Source organism: Enterobacter sichuanensis, from assembly GCF_009036245.1.
Classification (GTDB): domain Bacteria; phylum Pseudomonadota; class Gammaproteobacteria; order Enterobacterales; family Enterobacteriaceae; genus Enterobacter; species Enterobacter sichuanensis.
Genome location: NZ_CP027986.1, coordinates 706,529 through 724,105 on the forward strand (window position 1 = coordinate 706,529; position 17,577 = coordinate 724,105).

Consider the following 17,577-nt stretch of genomic DNA (forward strand, 5'->3'; position numbering starts at 1 on the left):
CGTAGGCCCGGTCAACGCAGCGCCACCGGGCATTCAGGGCTTAGCGTTTTGAACCGTAATAAACTTCGTTCCAGCGCAGCGCGTCTTTGAAAGCCGGCAGGCGGGTATCGTTATCAATCACGGTCAGTTCAATGTCGTGCAGCTCGGCGAACTGACGCATGTCGTTCAGATCCAGCGCGTGGCTGAAGACGGTATGGTGCGCGCCGCCGGCCAGGATCCACGCTTCTGACGCGGTTGGCAGATCCGGCTGTGCTTTCCACAGGGCGTTAGCGACCGGCAGTTTTGGCAGAGAATGGGGCGTTTCAACGGCATCAACGCAGTTCACCAGCAGGCGGAAACGATCCCCCAGATCGATCAGGCTGGCGTTGATGGCCGGGCCGGTACGGGTGTTGAAGATCAGACGTGCCGGATCGGCTTTACCGCCAATGCCGAGGTACTGCACGTCGAGGATCGGCTTCTCTTCCACCGCGATAGAAGGGCACACTTCAAGCATGTGTGAGCCGAGCACCAGATCGTTGCCGTTCTCGAAGTGGTAGGTGTAGTCCTCCATGAAGGAGGTGCCGCCCTGCAGACCGGTCGACATCACCTTCATGATGCGAAGCAGAGCGGCAGTTTTCCAGTCGCCTTCCCCGGCAAAGCCGTAGCCCTGCTGCATCAGACGTTGTACCGCCAGGCCGGGCAGCTGTTTCAGGCCATGAAGATCTTCAAATGTCGTGGTAAAGGCATGGAAACCGCCCTGTTCCAGGAAGCGCTTCATGCCCAGCTCAATGCGCGCCGCATCCAGCACGTTCTGGCGCTTGTCGCCGTTGATTTGTGCCGCAGGCGTCAGGCGGTAGCGGCTTTCGTACTCATCCACCAGCGCGCTGACGTCGCCGTCGCTGATTTCATTCACCACCTGTACCAGGTCGCCCACGGCCCAGGTGTTGACGGAGAAGCCAAACTTGATCTGCGCGGCCACTTTGTCGCCGTCGGTCACCGCCACTTCACGCATGTTGTCGCCAAAACGCACCACTTTCAGATGGCGGGTGTCCTGTTTAGAGACCGCCTGGCGCATCCAGGAGCCGATACGTTGTTGTGCATGGCTGTCCTGCCAGTGGCCGGTCACCACCGCGTGCTGCTGACGCATACGCGCGCCGATGAAGCCGAACTCGCGGCCGCCGTGCGCGGTCTGGTTCAGGTTCATGAAGTCCATGTCAATGCTGTCCCACGGCAAGGAGGCGTTGAACTGGGTATGGAACTGCAGCAGCGGTTTGTTAAGGATGGAGAGACCGTTGATCCACATTTTGGCCGGTGAGAAGGTGTGCAGCCACACCACCAGACCGGCGCATTTATCGTCGTAGTTCGCGTCGCGGCAGATATGGGTGATCTCATCCGGCGTCGTGCCCAGCGGTTTCAGCACCAGTTTGCAGGGCAGTTTGGCTTCCGCATTCAGCGCGTTAACAACGTGCTCCGCGTGTTTCGTTACCTGCTGCAGCGCCTGTGGTCCGTACAGATGCTGGCTGCCAATCACAAACCACACTTCATAGTTATTAAAAATGGTCATCATCGTGTCCTTAATGGGTCAGGGTTGCCGTAGTGTCCGCGGTGCTTTTGGCCGGGGCGGCGACAGGGAGATAGTGAAGTTCGGCGCTTTTTGCCCATTGCTGGTAGCGCTGATAAAGCTGTTCGAAGCGTTGTGCCTGCTGGGTACGCGGCTGGAGCGTATTTTCAACGGCGCTTGCCATGTGCTGCTGCGCAGTCGGGATATCGGCATGAACACCGGCGGCCACTGCGGCAAAAATTGCCGCGCCCAGCGCGCAGCATTGATCGGACGCGACAATCTGCAGCGGACGGTTCAGCACGTCGCAGCAGGCCTGCATGATGACCGGGTTTTTACGGGCAATGCCCCCCAGCGCCATCACGTTATTCACGTCGATGCCTTGCTCGGTGAAGCACTCCATAATCGCGCGGGCACCGAAGGCGGTGGCGGCAATCAGGCCACCAAACAGCGCCGGTGCGTCGGTCGCGAGGTTGAGATCGGTAATGACCCCTTTCAGGCGCTGGTTGGCAAACGGCGTGCGGCGACCGTTAAACCAGTCCAGCACTACCGGCAGGTGATCGAGAGACGGATTTTTTGCCCAGGCGTCCGTGAGCTGCGGCAGAAGCTGTTTTTTACTCTCGGCAATGTGCGCTTTCAGTTCCGGATGCGCGGCCGCCAGCTGATCCAGCGGCCAGCCCAGCACGCGACCAAACCAGGCGTAGATATCGCCAAACGCGGACTGACCGGCTTCGAGGCCGATGAAGTCCGGCACCACGCTGCCGTCAACCTGGCCGCAAATACCTTTCACCGCACGCTCGCCGACGGTGGCTTTATCCGCCGTCAGGATGTCGCAGGTGGAGGTGCCAATCACTTTCACCAGCGTATTAGGCTGCGCGCCGGCACCGACGGCGCCCATATGGCAGTCAAATGCGCCGCCGGAGATCGCCACGTTCTGCGGCAGGCCGAGACGCGTCGCCCACTCTTCGCAAAGCGTGCCGACGGGAATATCGGCGGTGAAGGTGTCGGTAAACAGCGGGTATTTCAGGTTTTTGTTGATGATCGGGTCGAGTTCGTCGAAGAACGCCGCCGGAGGCAGGCCGCCCCAGCTTTCGTGCCAGAGGGATTTATGTCCGGCGCTGCAGCGGCCGCGGCGGATATCCTGTGGCCGCGTGGTGCCAGAGAGCAGGGCGGGAACCCAGTCGCACAGTTCAATCCAGGAGACGGCTGCCTGGGCAACCGATGCGTCCGCGCGGGTAACGTGCAGGATCTTGGCCCAGAACCATTCGCTGGAGTAAATCCCGCCAATGTAGCGCGAGTAGTCTGTTTTACCTGGCTGATGGCACAGGCGGGTGATAGCTTCGGCCTCTTCCACGGCGGTATGGTCTTTCCACAACACGAACATGGCGTTCGGGTTGTCGGCAAACTCCGGGCGCAGCGCGAGTACGCGCCCTTCGGCATCCACAGGGGCGGGCGTGGAGCCAGTGCTGTCGACGCCAATCCCGACAATCTCTGCCCGCTGGGCCTCAGTCAGGTCAGCAAGGACGGTTTTGATTGCCGCTTCCATCGACTCAATGTAGTCACGCGGGTGGTGACGGAACTGGTTGTTTGGCGCATCGCAGTAGCGCCCCTCTTGCCAGCGCGGGTACCACTCAACGCTGGTTGCTATCTCCTGGCCGGACGTACAGTCCACTGCCAGTGCGCGAACCGAATCGCTGCCAAAATCGAGGCCAATCGCAATTGCCATGGTGTTGCTCCATCGAAAAAACAGGTATGGAAGAACATTAGAGACTGGGGGCGAAAATCGTCAGGCAGGATCCGCTAATCTTATGGACTAAATTGCTGTTACAACGGAAAGTGTGACGCCGTGCAAATATTCAATGTGGACATTTCTGCCGCACTTATAGACACTTTTGTTACTGCTTATCTGCCTGCTCTGGCGGAGAAATCAGGGGGAAAGGCTGAAACATGGCGGACGTAAAAGAGGCATAACGCTTTTGAGATCTTTTCGCAGACCATTTTTGACCTGCTTTTAATGATATGGACAATTGGTTTCCTTCAGGACCCTTGGGAGAACTGAATCTATGGCCGAAACGCAAAACGATCCCCTGCTGCCGGGATACTCGTTTAACGCGCACCTTGTGGCGGGGCTGACCCCTATCGAGGCTGAGGGATATCTCGATTTTTACATTGACCGACCGCTCGGGATGAAAGGTTATATTCTCAACCTGACCGTGCGAGGGGAGGGGGTTATCAAGAATGGTGACCAGCAGTTCATCTGCCGCCCCGGTGACATCCTGCTGTTCCCCCCGGGAGAGATCCACCATTACGGCCGTCACCCGGATGCCAAAGAGTGGTATCACCAGTGGGTCTACTTCCGTCCGCGCGCCTACTGGCAGGAGTGGCTTTCATGGCCAGCCATTTTTGCGCACACCGGTTATTACCGCCCGGATGAGGCGCATCTGGCGCAGTTTCGCGAGCTTTTTGCGCAGATTATTGAGGCGGGGCAGGCGGGAGGCCGTTATGCCGAACTGCTGGCGATTAACCTGCTTGAACAACTGCTGCTGCGACGGATGGAGGCGATTAACGCGTCGCTGAATCCGCCGCTGGATAACCGCGTGCGCGATGCCTGCCAGTACATCAGTGACCATCTGGCCGATAGCCAGTTTGATATCGCCAGCGTTGCCCAGCATGTCTGTCTCTCACCGTCGCGGCTGTCGCATCTGTTTCGTCAGCAGCTTGGCGTCAGCGTGCTGAGCTGGCGTGAGGATCAGCGGATAAGCCAGGCGAAGCTTCTGCTCAGCACCACCCGGATGCCGATCGCCACCGTGGGGCGCAACGTAGGCTTTGAAGATCAGCTCTATTTTTCTCGCGTGTTTAAAAAGTGTACCGGCGCCAGCCCGAGCGAATTCCGCGCGGGTTGTGAATGAACGGTAAAAAAAGATAAACAAACAGGTGAATGCTCAAAGCGACCTGTAAACTATTCAGACAATTGTTGCCTTGACGCGGTGCGGGGCGCTAAGCAGAATCGCTGATTCGTTTTCTGACCGGAATAGTTATGCAGGCATTGCTGGAACACTTTATCACCCAGTCCGTTATGTATTCGCTCATCGCCGTGGCGCTGGTGGCCTTTCTGGAATCGCTGGCGCTCGTGGGGTTAATCCTGCCCGGCACCGTGATGATGGCAGGGCTTGGCGCGCTGATTGGCAGCGGTGAGGTCAATTTCTGGCAGGCGTGGCTGGCCGGGATCGTCGGCTGTCTGCTGGGCGACTGGATCTCCTTCTGGCTGGGCTGGCGCTTTAAGAAGCCGCTGCACCGCTGGTCGTTCATGAAAAAGAACAAAGCCTTGCTGGATAAAACCGAGCATGCGCTGCACCAGCACAGCATGTTTACCATTCTCGTCGGCCGCTTTGTCGGTCCCACGCGTCCGCTGGTTCCCATGGTCGCCGGGATGCTGGATCTGCCGGTCGCAAAATTCGTAGTGCCGAATATTATCGGCTGCGTCTTCTGGCCTCCGTTCTACTTCCTGCCGGGGATCCTCGCGGGTGCGGCCATCGATATTCCTGACGGTATGCAAAGCGGTGAGTTTAAGTGGCTGCTGCTGGGTACAGCGCTGCTGCTGTGGCTGGCGGCATGGCTGTGCTGGCGCTTGTGGCGCAGTGCGAAAGCGAATATCGATCGCCTGACGCGCTACCTTCCCCGCGCTCGCCTGTTGTGGCTGGCACCGCTGACGCTGGGCGTGGCGGTGGTGGCGCTGGTGGCGTTGATTCGTCACCCGCTGATGCCGGTGTATGGTGAGATCCTGTTGAAAGTCGTGAGCCGTTGATGTTGTTTTCCCTCTCCCCGGACTGTACATGGGAGAGGGGCAGGGTGAGGGCATCAGGCCGCAGGAATGCCCAACAATGAAGACGCCCCCGCTTTACCACTCAGCAGCGCTTCTGTTGCTCCATCCCACAAAATGCGTCCCTCCGCGATCACTACCGATCGCGGGGCAATCCGTGCGGCATCCTCGATGCTGTGCGACACCATCAGCATCGTCAGCTGCTGGCGCTGACAGACGTCCTGCACCAGCGCCAGCATCTCCTGACGCAGGGCGGGATCGAGCGCAGAGAACGGCTCATCCAGCAGCAGTACCGGCTGTTCGCGCACCAGACACCGCGCCAGCGCCACGCGCTGACGCTGGCCACCAGAGAGCTCGCCCGGCAGTCTGTCGATAAACCCGATGATCCCCATTTGTGTAGCAATGATCTCCAGCTTTTGACGTTGGGCTGCGTTCAGCTTGAGTCCCGGATCCATCCCGAGGGCAATGTTCTGCCGCACCGTCAGATGGGTAAACAGGTTATTTTCCTGGAACAGCATGGAGACAGGACGTTGTGCGGGGGGCGTGTGGGTATGGTCCCGGTTTTCAATGACTATAGATCCGCTCGCCGGCTGCAGAAAACCCGCAATCAAATTAAGCAGCGTGCTTTTGCCCGCTCCGCTTGGTCCGAGCACGGCAATCATCTCTCCCTGGCGCACGGAGAGCGTGAAGCGCATCGGCAGATGCTGATAGAGCCAGGTTACATCAGTCAGTTTTAACATTACGCCCCGGTAGTTTTTCGATTACGGTAAATAAAGCAAAGCACAGCAGCAGCAGTAACAGCGCGGTAACCGCGCCGTCCTGGCTGCGGTAAGAGCCGATTTGCTGATATAGCCAGTAGGGCAGCGTACGGAAATTGTCATTGCCAAACAGCGCCACGACCCCAAAGTCACCAATGGAGAGCACGCAGGCAAACGCCAGCGCCTGCGCCAGCGGGCGTTTTAGCGCTCGTAATTCGACCACCTTCAGCCGTTGCCAGCCCTGCATCCCCAGCGACTGACAGAGCAAACTGTAGCGGTTGTTGACGTCGCGCATCGGGTTTTCCAGTACCTTGAGCGCGTAAGGGATGGCCATTAACGCATTGGTAAAGATCACAATGCCGTCAGCGCTGTCCGGCAGGCCGAGGGTGCTGTTGAACAGCAGGAAGAAGCCCGTCGCCAGCACGATGCCTGGCATGGCCAGAATCAGCATGCCTGTCAGCTCCAGCGCGTGTCCGGCCTTTCGGGCGTGCCGGGCATAGAGTTCACGGCTGCTCCACAGCAGCATCATGGTCAGCATGACGCACAGCAGCCCGGCCGCCAGCGCAATGCGAAGCGAGGTCCCGGTGGCCTGCCAGAGGACAGGCTGTTGCAGAACGGACAGAAGATTGAGGTTCAGACCATCAATGATAACGGCCAGCAGCGGCGGCAGCAGCAGCGCCAGCGCCAGCGCAATCAGGAGAAAATCGGAGATGCGGCTGTGCAGGCTGTCCTGCGGATCGCGCCAGCCCGCTATCTGATTACTGCCCGGGGGAATGGCTTTACTCAGGCGCTGGCTGAGCATGACCAGAGCCAGACAGCACGTCATCTGGACTATCGCCAGCAGCGCGGCGCGCCCGGGATCGTAGTCGTAACTCAGCGCCTGGTAAATCGCCAGCTCAATGGTGGTGGCCTGCGGCCCACCGCCGAGTGAAAGCACGGTAGCAAAGCTGGCAAAGCAGAGCATGAAGATCAATGCCGCTACGGGCGGGAGCTGGCGGCGCAGCCAAGGCCATTCGACAAAGCGGAAGAATGAGATGCCGCGCATACCAAGCTGGGCGGCAATCTGACGCTGTTCGCCGGGAATGTTCTCCAGCGCCTGCAAAAAGAGGCGTGTCGCCATCGGCATATTGAAAAACACGTGCGCCAGCAAAATGCCTTTCAGCCCGTAAGGCGAGAAGGTCCATTCAAGACCAAGCAGGCCGCACAGAGAGGCCAGCCAGCCCTGGCGGCCGTAAACGCTCAGAATGCCAAAAACGGCCACCAGCACGGGCAGGATCAGGGTCATGGCGCACAGGCGCAGCAGGGCCTGCCTGCCGGGGAAACGCCTGCGATAGAGCGCGCGCGCAAGAAAAATGGCCGGAATGACCGACAGCAGGGCAGACAGAAACGCCTGCCAGAATGAAAAACGGATGACGTGCCAGAGATAGCTGTCGTGCCAGAGCGCGAGCAGGTCGCTCTCTGGCGCGTTAAACCACAACGCAAGAAAGGCACCCAGACTGACCGCCACCATGACTATGGCGGCGAGCAGCCCGGGCAGTAACCAGCCGGGAATTAACGGCTGACGGCGCGTTGCCATTCACTTACCCATGCTGCACGCTGCGCGGCGACCTGCTGCGGCGTAAATTCCAGCGAGGTTTTTGGTTTGGTCAGCTGCTCGAACCCTGCTGGTAGCGCAACATTCGTGACGGGATACATCCAGTTTCCTGCCGGAATGGCGTTCTGGAAGGCGGGTGATACCATAAATTTCAGGAATTTTTCTGCCAGCTCCGGCTGTTTGCTGGCGGCGGTACGTGCGGCCACTTCCACCTGCAGATAATGCCCTTCAGCAAAATCAGCAGCGGCATAGTTATCTTTCTTCTCGGCGATAATGTGGTAAGCCGGAGAGGTGGTGTAGCTCAACACCAGGTCGCTTTCGCCTTTCAGGAACAGGCCATAGGCTTCGCTCCAGCCTTTGGTCACCGTCACGGTTTTGGCGGCCAGCTTCTGCCACGCCTGGGGCGCTTTGTCCCCGTAGACTTTTTGCATCCACAGCAGCAGGCCCAGACCCGGCGTACTGGTGCGTGGGTCTTCATAAATTACACGCCATTTCTGGTCGCTTTCCACCAGCTCTTTCAGGCTCTTCGGCGGGTTTTTCAGCTTGTTTTTGTCATAGACAAAAGCAAAGTAGCCGTAGTCGAACGGCACAAAGGTGTCGTTTTTCCAGCCGCCAGGCACGTTAACGGCTTCTGCCGCTACGCCGCTTTTGGCAAAGAGTTTGGTTTGCGAGGCGGCCTCCAGCAGGTTGTTATCGAGCCCGAGTACCACATCCGCTTTGCTGTTTTTTCCTTCCATACGCAGACGGTTGAGCAGTGAGACGCCGTCCTCCAGCGCCACGAACTTCAGTTCGCAGTTACAGTCCGCTTCAAAGGCTTTTTTGACGACCGGGCCTGGGCCCCAGTCGGCAGAGAAAGAGTCGTAGGTGTAGACCGTCAGAACGGGCTTAGCTAAAGCAGGCAGCGCAAACAGCGCCAGCAGGGGAAGAACTTTTTTTAACACTTTGCACCTCAGGGTTGAGTGGCAAAGGATTTTGAGCGACAGCCTCAAATCCCTTCGCCGGCGTTATCCGGATCAGGTTCGACGGGTATTATCTCAGCGCACATCAGTGATGCAGCACCCCGTTGAGAACGGCGGTATTGTAATGATTTGGTGAATATTACGAAAGCGTTATGGTTCCGGCGGGGCAAACCAGGCCGATTTGAAATCGAACCAGCCCAGGGTATTCATCCGCAGGCCTCGCATACTGCGTTGTCCCTGGATCATCAGCCAGTGGTGGATCAAGGGAACGATCGCCTGTTCAGCCAGCAGCTGCTGGCACCATACGGCAAGATTCATCTCGCCCGCACGCCACCGGGCGGCATCCTGTTGCCAGTCACGGTCGATGCAGTGCTGGATCAGCGGGACTTCATAAAGGTGCGAGAATAATGAAAAATCGAGCGGCAGGGTGAAGTTGGCGCTGTTCAGCCAGATATCACTGGTTATCTCCCCCTGGTGCCATTCGTGATAATCCACTTCCCTGATCTCCAGCTTAACCCCTTCCGCTGCCAGTAGTCTGGTCATGATCCTGGCGATAAAACGATGCTCCACATGTTCGCGGTAGTAGGTCAGTGAGATGGACTCCAGCCCAGCAGGTTTGTCGGCGTGCGCCGGGCGGGCATGGTGCCAGCGCGGTAGCAGGCCGTACGCCGGGAACCAGTAGGTCTGATACTGCTCTTCCGCATGGTAGATCAGGTTGGAAGGGGACAGTATATGGCTGATCCACTTACGGACGGCCGGGTTGGCCCCGCGGTGGGTGCGGCTGTCGAACAGCAGATAGTAGCATCCCTCCTCCAGGCGACTCTCCACGGCCTTTTCTCCCGTGGTGGGACCTTCCAGCGTCAGGCCGGCGCTCAGCTCTTCATTCAGATCCGGCAATACCCACACATTCACTTCGTCGATCAGCGCCCGATAGCCAAAGTAGTCATCAAACGCGCGGATTTTCAGCTGGTTGTTATTATTACGGGAGACGGCGTAGGGCCCGGTACCTATCGGCAGGCTGGCAAAATTGTTCATCGATTCCCACTCGCCGGGCAAAATCATTGACGGCACATAGCCCAGCAGCCAGGGGAGCCACTGGTCCTGCTGTGAAAGCTCAATATCCAGCGTCCATGCCGTTGGCGAGTGGACGCGCGAAATATGCGAGTAGAGCGGCAGCGTACGGGCGCGTTCCAGAGAGGTGATGACGTCGTGCATTTCCAGCTCGCGGCCATGATGAAAGTGGATGCCAGGGCGTAAAAAAAAGCGCCAGTGAAGCGGGGAAAGTTGCTGCCAGTGGTGAGCGATATCTGCTTCCAGTTCCCCATTTTCCTCATTTATCCGCGTCAGGCCGCTGAAGATTTGTCGGGCCATGTGGGTTTCTGAGCGGCGCAAGGCCGTGCCGGGCAACAGGTTTTTCATCGGGCGATAGTAGAGGACCCGCAGGATGTGACGGCCCTGGCGGAAACTGCGTCCGAGATGGGAAACCAGCATCTGGCGCACCGCGGCTTTATCGCCCACCAACTGCACCAGCTGGTCAATTCGGTCCTGCTCCAGCAGGTCTTCGGCGCGCTGCTGCTGCAACGCCAGCCCGGTATAGAGGAAGGTCAGGCGCGATCGTTTGCCACGTCCCGCCTCCGCTTCCCAGCTTAACCAGCCCTGCTGCTGCATGGTATTGAGCAGCGTGCGCATATGGCGGCGGGAGCAGCTCAGCAGGTCGGCCAGCTCGTTCAGCGTGGTCTCCTGCGATTGCCCCTCGCAGCACTGCCAGAGGCGGATAAATTGTTGTTGCAGTCGACCAGAAGGCATAAAAGAGGAACTCCTGACAAAAAATCAGCAATTTATTAATCCCTATATTAAGCCAATAATCCTTACCGATGAAGTGAGGAGGTAAATTATGAAGAGGTCTACCGCACGTCAGTTTTATCAGCACTATTTTTCAGCGACAAAAGGAACGTCCTGGCTGGCCCGCCAGTGTGCAGAGCAACGGCTGAAAATACTGGAAGACCTGATGCAGTGGGATGTTACGAAACCGACCTCTTCTCGCTAACTCGCCTCGATCATGTGTGACTGAGTATTGGTGCTTATCACCCGCCAGCAAAATGTTTTTGCTGGCTTTTTTCGTTTATTCTTTCACCCGGTTTTGATCCGCTTTCACAAGGACTTGCGCATGCTCTGGTTGATGACGATGGGGCGACGCCTGAATGGCGTCTATGCCGCTTTTATGCTGGTGGCCTTTATGATGGGCGTGGCGGGAGCGCTGCAGGCACCGACGCTGAGCCTGTTTCTCAGCCGCGAGGTGGGCGCGCAGCCGTTTTGGGTGGGGCTGTTTTATACCGTCAACGCCGTTGCCGGGATCCTGGTCAGTCTCGCGCTGGCGAAACGTTCGGACAGCCAGGGCGATCGTCGTAAGCTGATCCTCTTTTGCTGCGCCATGGCCGTGGGTAACGCGCTGCTCTTTGCTTTCAATCGGCACTACCTGACGCTCATTACCTGTGGCGTGCTGCTGGCCTCGCTGGCGAACACCGCCATGCCGCAGCTGTTCGCCCTGGCCCGGGAATATGCCGATAACTCGGCGCGGGAAGTGGTGATGTTCAGCTCAGTGATGCGTGCGCAGCTCTCGCTGGCGTGGGTCATTGGCCCGCCGCTGGCCTTTATGCTGGCACTGAACTATGGCTTTACCGCCATGTTCTCTATCGCCGCAGGGATTTTTGCCATCAGTCTGCTCCTGATCGCCTTTGCCCTGCCGTCCGTGGCACGCGTTGAACAGATGACGGATAAACCCATCACCGAGGTGAGCGGCTGGCAGGATAAAAACGTCCGGATGCTGTTTATTGCCTCCACGCTGATGTGGACCTGCAACACCATGTACATCATCGATATGCCGCTGTGGATCAGCAGCGATCTGGGCTTGCCGGACAAGCTCGCCGGGATCTTAATGGGGACCGCGGCCGGGCTGGAAATTCCGGCAATGATTCTGGCGGGTTACTACGTTAAGCGTTTCGGAAAGCGTCGGATGATGAGCGTGGCGGTGGCGGCTGGGGTGCTGTTTTACGCGGGGCTGATTCTTTTCCATTCGCGCGAAGCGTTACTGGCGCTGCAGTTGTTCAACGCTGTGTTTATTGGCATTGTCGCCGGTATTGGCATGCTCTGGTTCCAGGACTTAATGCCTGGCCGCGCGGGCTCGGCAACGACGCTTTTTACCAACAGTATTTCGACCGGGGTGATCCTGGCGGGCGTGATTCAGGGGGCGCTGGCGCAAAGTTACGGACATGCCTCGGTCTACTGGATGATTGCGGCGATTTCGGTGGTTACGCTTGGGCTGACCTGCCGGGTCAAAGACGTTTGATTCTGGAAGACGGCTTCACGAAATGGAACGACTTTCTGACAGGTACGAAGAAGGGGAATAGAGTGCGTGGCGGGTGCTTGAGGCTGTTTGCCTCAGGCTTTCGCAAGAGGCAAACAGTGGAGAGTCCCACATCAATAAACTGATGGGGAGACCAACTTCACAACCAACATTGCGAGGTTAGTCTCTTCATTGCCGAAAAGCAATAAGGAGGCTGGAATGCCAAAACGTACTCTGCTGTTAGGTTTGTTTCTGATCTGTACGACGCTGTTGATCTTTACCTGGATGGTGCGCGACTCGCTGTGTGAGTTGCACTTCAGACAGGAGAAAACGGAGCTGGCGGCAGTGTTGGCTTACGAAGCAAGACGTTAGCGGTATTGGCGGGGAGTGTTTCCCCGCCACTCCAGAGTGGTTGAGCCTCAACGCACCCTTTGTAATGGCCCGCTCGTTGCGGGCCATTGCCTTTAGCCCATAAACGCTGGCTGTTTTTTCTCGTAGGCTGAAATGGCATCTTCATGCTGCAGGGTCAGACCAATGCTGTCCAGACCGTTCAGCATGCAGTGACGACGGAAAGCATCGATGCTAAAGCGGTAGGTTTTATCGCCCGCTTTAACCACTTCTGCTTCCAGATCCACCTCAAACGACATCCCCGGATTCGCCTTAACCTGCGCGAACAGTTCATCGACCTGTTCGTCGCTCAGCGTGACCGGCAGCAGCTGGTTGTTAAAGCTGTTGCCGTAAAAGATGTCCGCGAAGCTCGGTGCGATAACCACTTTAAAACCGTAGTCGGTCAGTGCCCAGGGTGCATGCTCACGGGATGAGCCGCAGCCGAAGTTTTCCCGCGCCAGCAAAATGGAGGCCCCTTTGTATTCCGGGAAATTCAGAACAAACTCGGGATTTGGCACTTCGCCTTTGTCGTCCAGGAAACGCCAGTCATTAAACAGGTGGGCACCAAAACCGGTACGCGTCACTTTCTGCAGAAACTGTTTCGGAATGATCGCGTCAGTATCGACGTTAGCGGCGTCCAGGGGGACAACCCGGCCGGTATGTTGGGTAAATTTCTCTGCCATGATTGTCTCCTTATTTCAGGCTGCGAATATCGGCGAAATGGCCGGTGACTGCCGCAGCGGCGGCCATTGCCGGGCTGACCAGGTGGGTACGCCCACCGCGGCCCTGACGGCCTTCAAAGTTACGGTTGCTGGTGGAAGCGCAACGTTCGCCCGGATTCAGGCGGTCATTGTTCATCGCCAGACACATGGAGCAGCCAGGCAGGCGCCACTCGAAACCGGCCTCGATGAAGATCTTATCCAGACCTTCGGCTTCCGCCTGAGCTTTCACCGGACCGGAGCCTGGAACGACCAGCGCCTGCACGCCCGGCGCCACTTTGCGGCCTTTGGCAATCTCTGCAGCCGCCCGTAAATCTTCAATACGGGAGTTGGTGCAGGAACCGATAAACACCTTATCAATGGCCACGTCGGTTAACGGTACACCGGGCTTCAGGCCCATATAGGCCAGCGCTTTTTCCGCACTGGCACGCTCCACCGGATCGGTAAAGGACGCCGGGTCAGGAATCGTGTCGTTAACGGAAATCACCTGGCCCGGGTTGGTGCCCCAGGTCACCTGAGGTGCAATCTCTTCTGCCTGCAGCGTGACGACGGTATCAAAGGTTGCGCCGTCGTCGGTTTTCAGGGTTTTCCAGTACGCCACCGCGTCGTCAAAATCCTGACCTTTCGGCGCGTGCAGACGGCCCTTCACATAGTTAAAGGTTGTTTCATCTGGCGCGACCAGACCGGCTTTGGCACCCATCTCAATGGCCATGTTGCAGAGGGTCATACGCCCCTCCATGCTCAGCGCCTGGATGGCCTCGCCGCAGAATTCCACCACGTGGCCGGTACCGCCCGCGCTGCCGGTTTTACCGATGATCGCCAGCACGATATCTTTTGCGGTAATGCCCGGCGCGGCTTTACCCTTCACTTCAATCTTCATGGTTTTGGCGCGGCCCTGTTTCAGGGTCTGCGTTGCCAGCACGTGTTCAACTTCAGAGGTACCAATCCCGAACGCCAGGGCGCCAAACGCACCGTGGGTCGCGGTATGGGAGTCACCGCAGACGATGGTCATGCCCGGCAGGGTAATCCCCTGTTCAGGTCCCATCACGTGAACGATGCCCTGATAAGGGTGGTTCAGATCGTAAAGCTCAACGCCAAACTCGTTACAGTTCTTAATCAACTCCTGCATCTGGATACGTGCCATCTCACCCGAGGCATTAATGTCTTTGGTCTGGGTGGAAACGTTGTGATCCATCGTGGCGAAGGTTTTTCCCGGCTGACGTACCGGACGCTTGTGCGCACGCAGGCCGTCAAATGCCTGAGGAGAGGTCACCTCGTGTACCAAATGTCGGTCGATATACAGCAGCGGGGTTTCGTTTGGTGCCTCGTAAACAACGTGCGCATCAAACAATTTTTCATATAAGGTTTTGGCCATGATTACACCCCTTGCGCGACATAGCGGGCAATAATGTCGCCCATTTCATCAGTACTGACTGCCGCCGTGCCGCGTGCTAAATCACCGGTACGGACGCCTTCTTCTAACGCCCGGTTAATGGCGTTTTCAATTGCGGTTGCCGCATCGCCTGCATCCAGGCTGTAGCGCAGCAGCAGGGCCAGAGAGAGGATCTGCGCAATCGGGTTCGCGATGTTTTTGCCCGCGATATCCGGGGCGGAACCGCCCGCCGGCTCGTACAGGCCAAACCCTTCTTCGTTCAGGCTTGCGGATGGCAGCATGCCCATCGAGCCGGTGATCATTGCGCACTCGTCCGAAAGAATGTCCCCGAACAGGTTGGAGCACAGCAGGACATCAAACTGCGAAGGATCCTTGATCAACTGCATGGTCGCGTTGTCGATGTACATGTGAGACAGCTCAACGTCCGGGTACTGCTTAGCGACTTCACTGACGATCTCGCGCCATAAAATGGAAGACTGCAACACGTTCGCTTTATCAATAGAGGTTACTTTATGGCGGCGCTTGCGCGCAGACTCAAACGCGATATGAGCGATACGTTCAATTTCGAAACGGTGATACACCTCGGTATCGAACGCTTTTTCATGCTGGCCGCTGCCTTCACGTCCTTTGGGCTGACCGAAATAGATCCCGCCGGTCAGTTCACGCACGCACAGAATATCGAACCCATTGGCGGCGATGTCCGCGCGCAGCGGGCAGAACTCTTCCAGCCCCTGATACAGCTTCGCCGGACGCAGGTTGCTGAACAGCTTGAAATGCTTACGCAGCGGCAGCAGCGCACCGCGCTCGGGCTGCTCTGCGGGCGGCAGGTGTTCCCATTTGGGGCCACCGACGGAACCAAACAACACGGCATCGGCATTTTCGCAGCCTTCAACGGTGGCTTTCGGCAATGGCGTGCCGTGGTTATCAATCGCAATACCGCCCACATCGTAGTGGCTGGTGGTGATTTTCATCGCAAAACGCGCGCGAACGGCTTCCAGTACTTTCAGCGCCTGTGCCATCACTTCCGGGCCAATACCGTCACCCGGCAACACAGCAATATGGTAATTCTTCGACATTACACGGTTTCCTTGTTGTTCTCTTTATTCTGAGCTTTGCGTTGCAACTCTTTCTCGACTTCGGCGGCGCGCCAGATGTTGTTCAGGACATGCACCATCGCTTTGGCGGAAGATTCCACGATGTCGGTCGCCAGACCTACGCCGTGGAAGCGACGGCCGTTGTAATTGACGACGATATCCACCTGACCCAGCGCATCTTTACCGTGGCCTTTGGCCGTCAGGTCATATTTCACCAGCTCAACGTCATATTCGGTGACGCGATTAATCGCCTGGTAGATGGCATCGACAGGGCCGTTACCGTTAGCCGCTTCTGCTTTAATCTCATCCCCGCAGGCCAGTTTGATGGACGCCGTGGCGATGTCGCTGGAGCCGGACTGAACGCTGAAGTAATCCAGACGGAAGTGCTCCGGCTCTTCCTGCTGCTTGTTAATAAAGGCCAGCGCTTCCAGGTCATAGTCGAACACCTGACCTTTTTTGTCGGCCAGTTTCAGGAACGCGTCGTACAGCTGATCCATGTTGTAATCGCTGTCCTTATAGCCCATCTCTTCCATACGGTGTTTCACCGCCGCACGCCCGGAACGCGAGGTCAGGTTCAACTGCACCTGATTCAGACCGATAGATTCCGGGGTCATGATTTCGTAGTTTTCGCGGTTTTTCAGCACGCCATCCTGGTGAATACCGGAGGAGTGCGCGAAGGCGCCAGTACCGACAATGGCTTTGTTGGCCGGAATTGGCATGTTGCAAATCTGGCTGACGGTCTGGCTGGTGCGCCAGATTTCGTTGTGATTAATGCGAGTGTGCACGTTCATGATGTCTTTGCGCACTTTGATCGCCATGATCACTTCTTCCAACGAGCAGTTGCCTGCGCGCTCACCGATGCCGTTCATCGCCCCTTCAACCTGACGTGCGCCGGCATGTACCGCGGCGATGGCGTTACCGACGGCCAGGCCTAAATCGTCATGGGTATGAACGGAGATAATGGCTTTATCAATATTCGGTACGCGCTCATACAGACCGGTAATGATGCTGGAGAACTCAAATGGCATGGTGTAGCCGACGGTGTCCGGGATATTGATGGTTTTTGCGCCCGCGTTGATGGCCGCTTCCACAACGCGCGCCAGGTCTTCAATTGGCGTACGGCCTGCATCTTCACAGGAGAATTCAACGTCATCGGTATAGTTGCGTGCACGCTTAACCATATACACGGCACGTTCAATCACCTCATCCAGCGTGCTGCGCAATTTGGTCGCGATATGCATTGGCGAGGTCGCAATAAAGGTATGGATACGGAACGCTTCGGCGACTTTCAGCGACTCGGCTGCGACGTCGATGTCTTTCTCTACACAGCGTGCCAGGCCACAGACGCGGCTGTTTTTGATGGTGCGGGCGATGGTCTGTACGGATTCGAAATCACCCGGAGACGAGACAGGGAAACCGACCTCCATCACGTCGACACCCATACGTTCGAGAGCCAGCGCGATCTGCAGTTTCTCTTTAACACTCAGGCTTGCCTGTAATGCCTGTTCACCGTCACGTAAAGTGGTATCGAAAATAATGACTTGCTGGCTCATGGGTTAGGTCCTTGTCAGTCTTAGGGCGCCTTGCTACGAGCATAAAAAAACCCGCGCAATGGCGCGGGTTTTAGTCTTACTGGTGACGATTCAACGCTGAATTTCGCCCGCCAGTCTACCGCGCACAGTGGATGCGTTTAGTAGTAGTAGACCGGTGAAACGAATGGTGCGAATCATGAATCGTGCTCCGTTAAATTCAATATGCTTTTAGTGGTACTGGATACGCCCGTTCATGTCAACCCCTGAGGATAAAAACGGCGCTGACAGCCTAAATGTGCAGTCTGTTTGCTTTAGCTTATTGTGCTGGTTTTGTGTTTTTTGACCTGTTTAATTGTCTATTTTTGGACTTGAAAAAAGGTTGCAGAAATAAATAAAAATAATTTGTTTAAACCGGAAAGGTGCCGTTGTTAAGTGTGTTGT

The 17,577-nt window shown here is 57.1% G+C and carries 16 protein-coding genes and 1 riboswitch; of the genes, 5 read left to right on the forward strand and 11 right to left on the reverse strand.

Annotated elements, in window-relative coordinates; all coding sequences use genetic code 11:
- Positions 1–40: 40 nt before the first annotated feature.
- Both araA and araB read right to left on the reverse strand, forming a co-directional pair.
- Positions 41–1,543: an L-arabinose isomerase gene (gene araA, locus C1N69_RS03365; RefSeq protein WP_025758011.1), complete on the reverse strand. Its 1,503-nt coding sequence runs from the start codon at positions 1,541–1,543 to the stop codon at positions 41–43.
- 10 nt (positions 1,544–1,553) lie between these two features.
- The gene (gene araB, locus C1N69_RS03370; protein ID WP_128338866.1) at positions 1,554–3,263 is read right to left on the reverse strand and encodes a ribulokinase; all 1,710 of its coding nucleotides are present in this window, start codon (positions 3,261–3,263) and stop codon (positions 1,554–1,556) included.
- Between the two features lie 337 nt (positions 3,264–3,600).
- On the opposite strand from araB, the gene araC reads away from it, so the two are divergent.
- Together araC and C1N69_RS03380 are read left to right on the forward strand one after the other, a co-directional pair.
- Complete coding sequence (araC, locus tag C1N69_RS03375) at positions 3,601–4,446, forward strand: arabinose operon transcriptional regulator AraC (RefSeq protein ID WP_047957739.1); 846 nt, start codon at positions 3,601–3,603, stop codon at positions 4,444–4,446.
- A gap of 128 nt (positions 4,447–4,574) precedes the next feature.
- Positions 4,575–5,342: a DedA family protein gene (locus C1N69_RS03380; RefSeq protein ID WP_025758008.1), complete on the forward strand. Its 768-nt coding sequence runs from the start codon at positions 4,575–4,577 to the stop codon at positions 5,340–5,342.
- A gap of 53 nt (positions 5,343–5,395) precedes the next feature.
- Here the strand turns inward: C1N69_RS03380 and thiQ are convergent, their stop codons facing one another.
- The 4 genes from thiQ to sgrR form a co-directional block, all read right to left on the reverse strand.
- Positions 5,396–6,097 (reverse strand): thiamine ABC transporter ATP-binding protein ThiQ, encoded by a 702-nt coding sequence (thiQ, locus tag C1N69_RS03385; RefSeq protein ID WP_047957741.1) that lies wholly within the window; start codon positions 6,095–6,097, stop codon positions 5,396–5,398.
- Positions 6,081–7,691, reverse strand: coding sequence for a thiamine/thiamine pyrophosphate ABC transporter permease ThiP (thiP, locus tag C1N69_RS03390; protein ID WP_155030690.1), 1,611 nt, complete (start codon positions 7,689–7,691; stop codon positions 6,081–6,083). The genes thiQ and thiP overlap by 17 nt, the downstream gene beginning before the upstream one ends.
- Complete coding sequence (gene thiB / locus C1N69_RS03395) at positions 7,667–8,650, reverse strand: thiamine ABC transporter substrate binding subunit (RefSeq protein WP_047957743.1); 984 nt, start codon at positions 8,648–8,650, stop codon at positions 7,667–7,669. The genes thiP and thiB overlap by 25 nt, the downstream gene beginning before the upstream one ends.
- 31 nt (positions 8,651–8,681) lie before the next feature.
- A riboswitch (TPP riboswitch) is annotated at positions 8,682–8,782 on the reverse strand.
- Positions 8,783–8,818: 36 nt separating this feature from the next.
- The gene (gene sgrR, locus C1N69_RS03400) at positions 8,819–10,474 is read right to left on the reverse strand and encodes an HTH-type transcriptional regulator SgrR (protein ID WP_047957744.1); all 1,656 of its coding nucleotides are present in this window, start codon (positions 10,472–10,474) and stop codon (positions 8,819–8,821) included.
- A gap of 88 nt (positions 10,475–10,562) precedes the next feature.
- Between sgrR and sgrT the strand changes: the two genes are divergently transcribed.
- The 3 genes from sgrT (at position 10,563) to C1N69_RS03415 (ending at position 12,383) form a co-directional block, all read left to right on the forward strand.
- A complete protein-coding gene (sgrT, locus tag C1N69_RS03405) occupies positions 10,563–10,715 on the forward strand; it encodes a glucose uptake inhibitor SgrT (RefSeq protein ID WP_032672519.1) in 153 nt (50 codons plus the stop codon).
- A 120-nt stretch (positions 10,716–10,835) separates the two neighbouring features.
- Positions 10,836–12,014 carry a sugar efflux transporter gene (locus C1N69_RS03410; protein WP_059385864.1) on the forward strand — a complete coding sequence of 393 codons (1,179 nt, stop codon included), beginning with the start codon at positions 10,836–10,838 and terminating at the stop codon, positions 12,012–12,014.
- Between the two features lie 216 nt (positions 12,015–12,230).
- Entirely contained in the window at positions 12,231–12,383 is a 153-nt protein-coding gene (locus C1N69_RS03415; RefSeq protein ID WP_047957746.1) for a Hok/Gef family protein, read from the forward strand.
- Between the two features lie 92 nt (positions 12,384–12,475).
- Here C1N69_RS03415 and leuD read toward each other — a convergent pair whose 3' ends face one another.
- The 5 genes from leuD to leuL all read right to left on the reverse strand — a co-directional run bounded on the left by leuD (position 12,476) and on the right by leuL (position 17,334).
- A complete protein-coding gene (gene leuD, locus C1N69_RS03420) occupies positions 12,476–13,081 on the reverse strand; it encodes a 3-isopropylmalate dehydratase small subunit (protein ID WP_025758004.1) in 606 nt (201 codons plus the stop codon).
- Positions 13,082–13,091: 10 nt separating this feature from the next.
- Complete coding sequence (gene leuC, locus C1N69_RS03425) at positions 13,092–14,492, reverse strand: 3-isopropylmalate dehydratase large subunit (protein ID WP_047957747.1); 1,401 nt, start codon at positions 14,490–14,492, stop codon at positions 13,092–13,094.
- Positions 14,493–14,494: 2 nt separating this feature from the next.
- The gene (gene leuB / locus C1N69_RS03430; RefSeq protein ID WP_025758003.1) at positions 14,495–15,586 is read right to left on the reverse strand and encodes a 3-isopropylmalate dehydrogenase; all 1,092 of its coding nucleotides are present in this window, start codon (positions 15,584–15,586) and stop codon (positions 14,495–14,497) included.
- Complete coding sequence (gene leuA, locus C1N69_RS03435; protein ID WP_025758002.1) at positions 15,586–17,157, reverse strand: 2-isopropylmalate synthase; 1,572 nt, start codon at positions 17,155–17,157, stop codon at positions 15,586–15,588. The genes leuB and leuA overlap by 1 nt, the downstream gene beginning before the upstream one ends.
- Before the next feature lie 90 nt (positions 17,158–17,247).
- Positions 17,248–17,334 (reverse strand): leu operon leader peptide, encoded by an 87-nt coding sequence (gene leuL / locus C1N69_RS23125; RefSeq protein ID WP_071530973.1) that lies wholly within the window; start codon positions 17,332–17,334, stop codon positions 17,248–17,250.
- Between the last annotated feature and the right edge of the window lie 243 nt (positions 17,335–17,577).

Excerpts from the sequence above, each read along its gene's own strand:
- araA (WP_025758011.1), bottom strand. The coding sequence starts at position 1,543 with ATGACCATTTTTAATAACTATGAAGTGTGGTTTGTGATTGGCAGCCAG.
- araB (WP_128338866.1), bottom strand. The coding sequence starts at position 3,263 with ATGGCAATTGCGATTGGCCTCGATTTTGGCAGCGATTCGGTTCGCGCA.
- araC (WP_047957739.1), top strand. The coding sequence starts at position 3,601 with ATGGCCGAAACGCAAAACGATCCCCTGCTGCCGGGATACTCGTTTAAC.
- C1N69_RS03380 (WP_025758008.1), top strand. The coding sequence starts at position 4,575 with ATGCAGGCATTGCTGGAACACTTTATCACCCAGTCCGTTATGTATTCG.
- thiQ (WP_047957741.1), bottom strand. The coding sequence starts at position 6,097 with ATGTTAAAACTGACTGATGTAACCTGGCTCTATCAGCATCTGCCGATG.
- thiP (WP_155030690.1), bottom strand. The coding sequence starts at position 7,691 with ATGGCAACGCGCCGTCAGCCGTTAATTCCCGGCTGGTTACTGCCCGGG.
- sgrR (WP_047957744.1), bottom strand. The coding sequence starts at position 10,474 with ATGCCTTCTGGTCGACTGCAACAACAATTTATCCGCCTCTGGCAGTGC.
- sgrT (WP_032672519.1), top strand. The coding sequence starts at position 10,563 with ATGAAGAGGTCTACCGCACGTCAGTTTTATCAGCACTATTTTTCAGCG.
- C1N69_RS03410 (WP_059385864.1), top strand. The coding sequence starts at position 10,836 with ATGCTCTGGTTGATGACGATGGGGCGACGCCTGAATGGCGTCTATGCC.
- C1N69_RS03415 (WP_047957746.1), top strand. The coding sequence starts at position 12,231 with ATGCCAAAACGTACTCTGCTGTTAGGTTTGTTTCTGATCTGTACGACG.
- leuD (WP_025758004.1), bottom strand. The coding sequence starts at position 13,081 with ATGGCAGAGAAATTTACCCAACATACCGGCCGGGTTGTCCCCCTGGAC.
- leuC (WP_047957747.1), bottom strand. The coding sequence starts at position 14,492 with ATGGCCAAAACCTTATATGAAAAATTGTTTGATGCGCACGTTGTTTAC.
- leuB (WP_025758003.1), bottom strand. The coding sequence starts at position 15,586 with ATGTCGAAGAATTACCATATTGCTGTGTTGCCGGGTGACGGTATTGGC.
- leuA (WP_025758002.1), bottom strand. The coding sequence starts at position 17,157 with ATGAGCCAGCAAGTCATTATTTTCGATACCACTTTACGTGACGGTGAA.
- leuL (WP_071530973.1), bottom strand. The coding sequence starts at position 17,334 with ATGATTCGCACCATTCGTTTCACCGGTCTACTACTACTAAACGCATCC.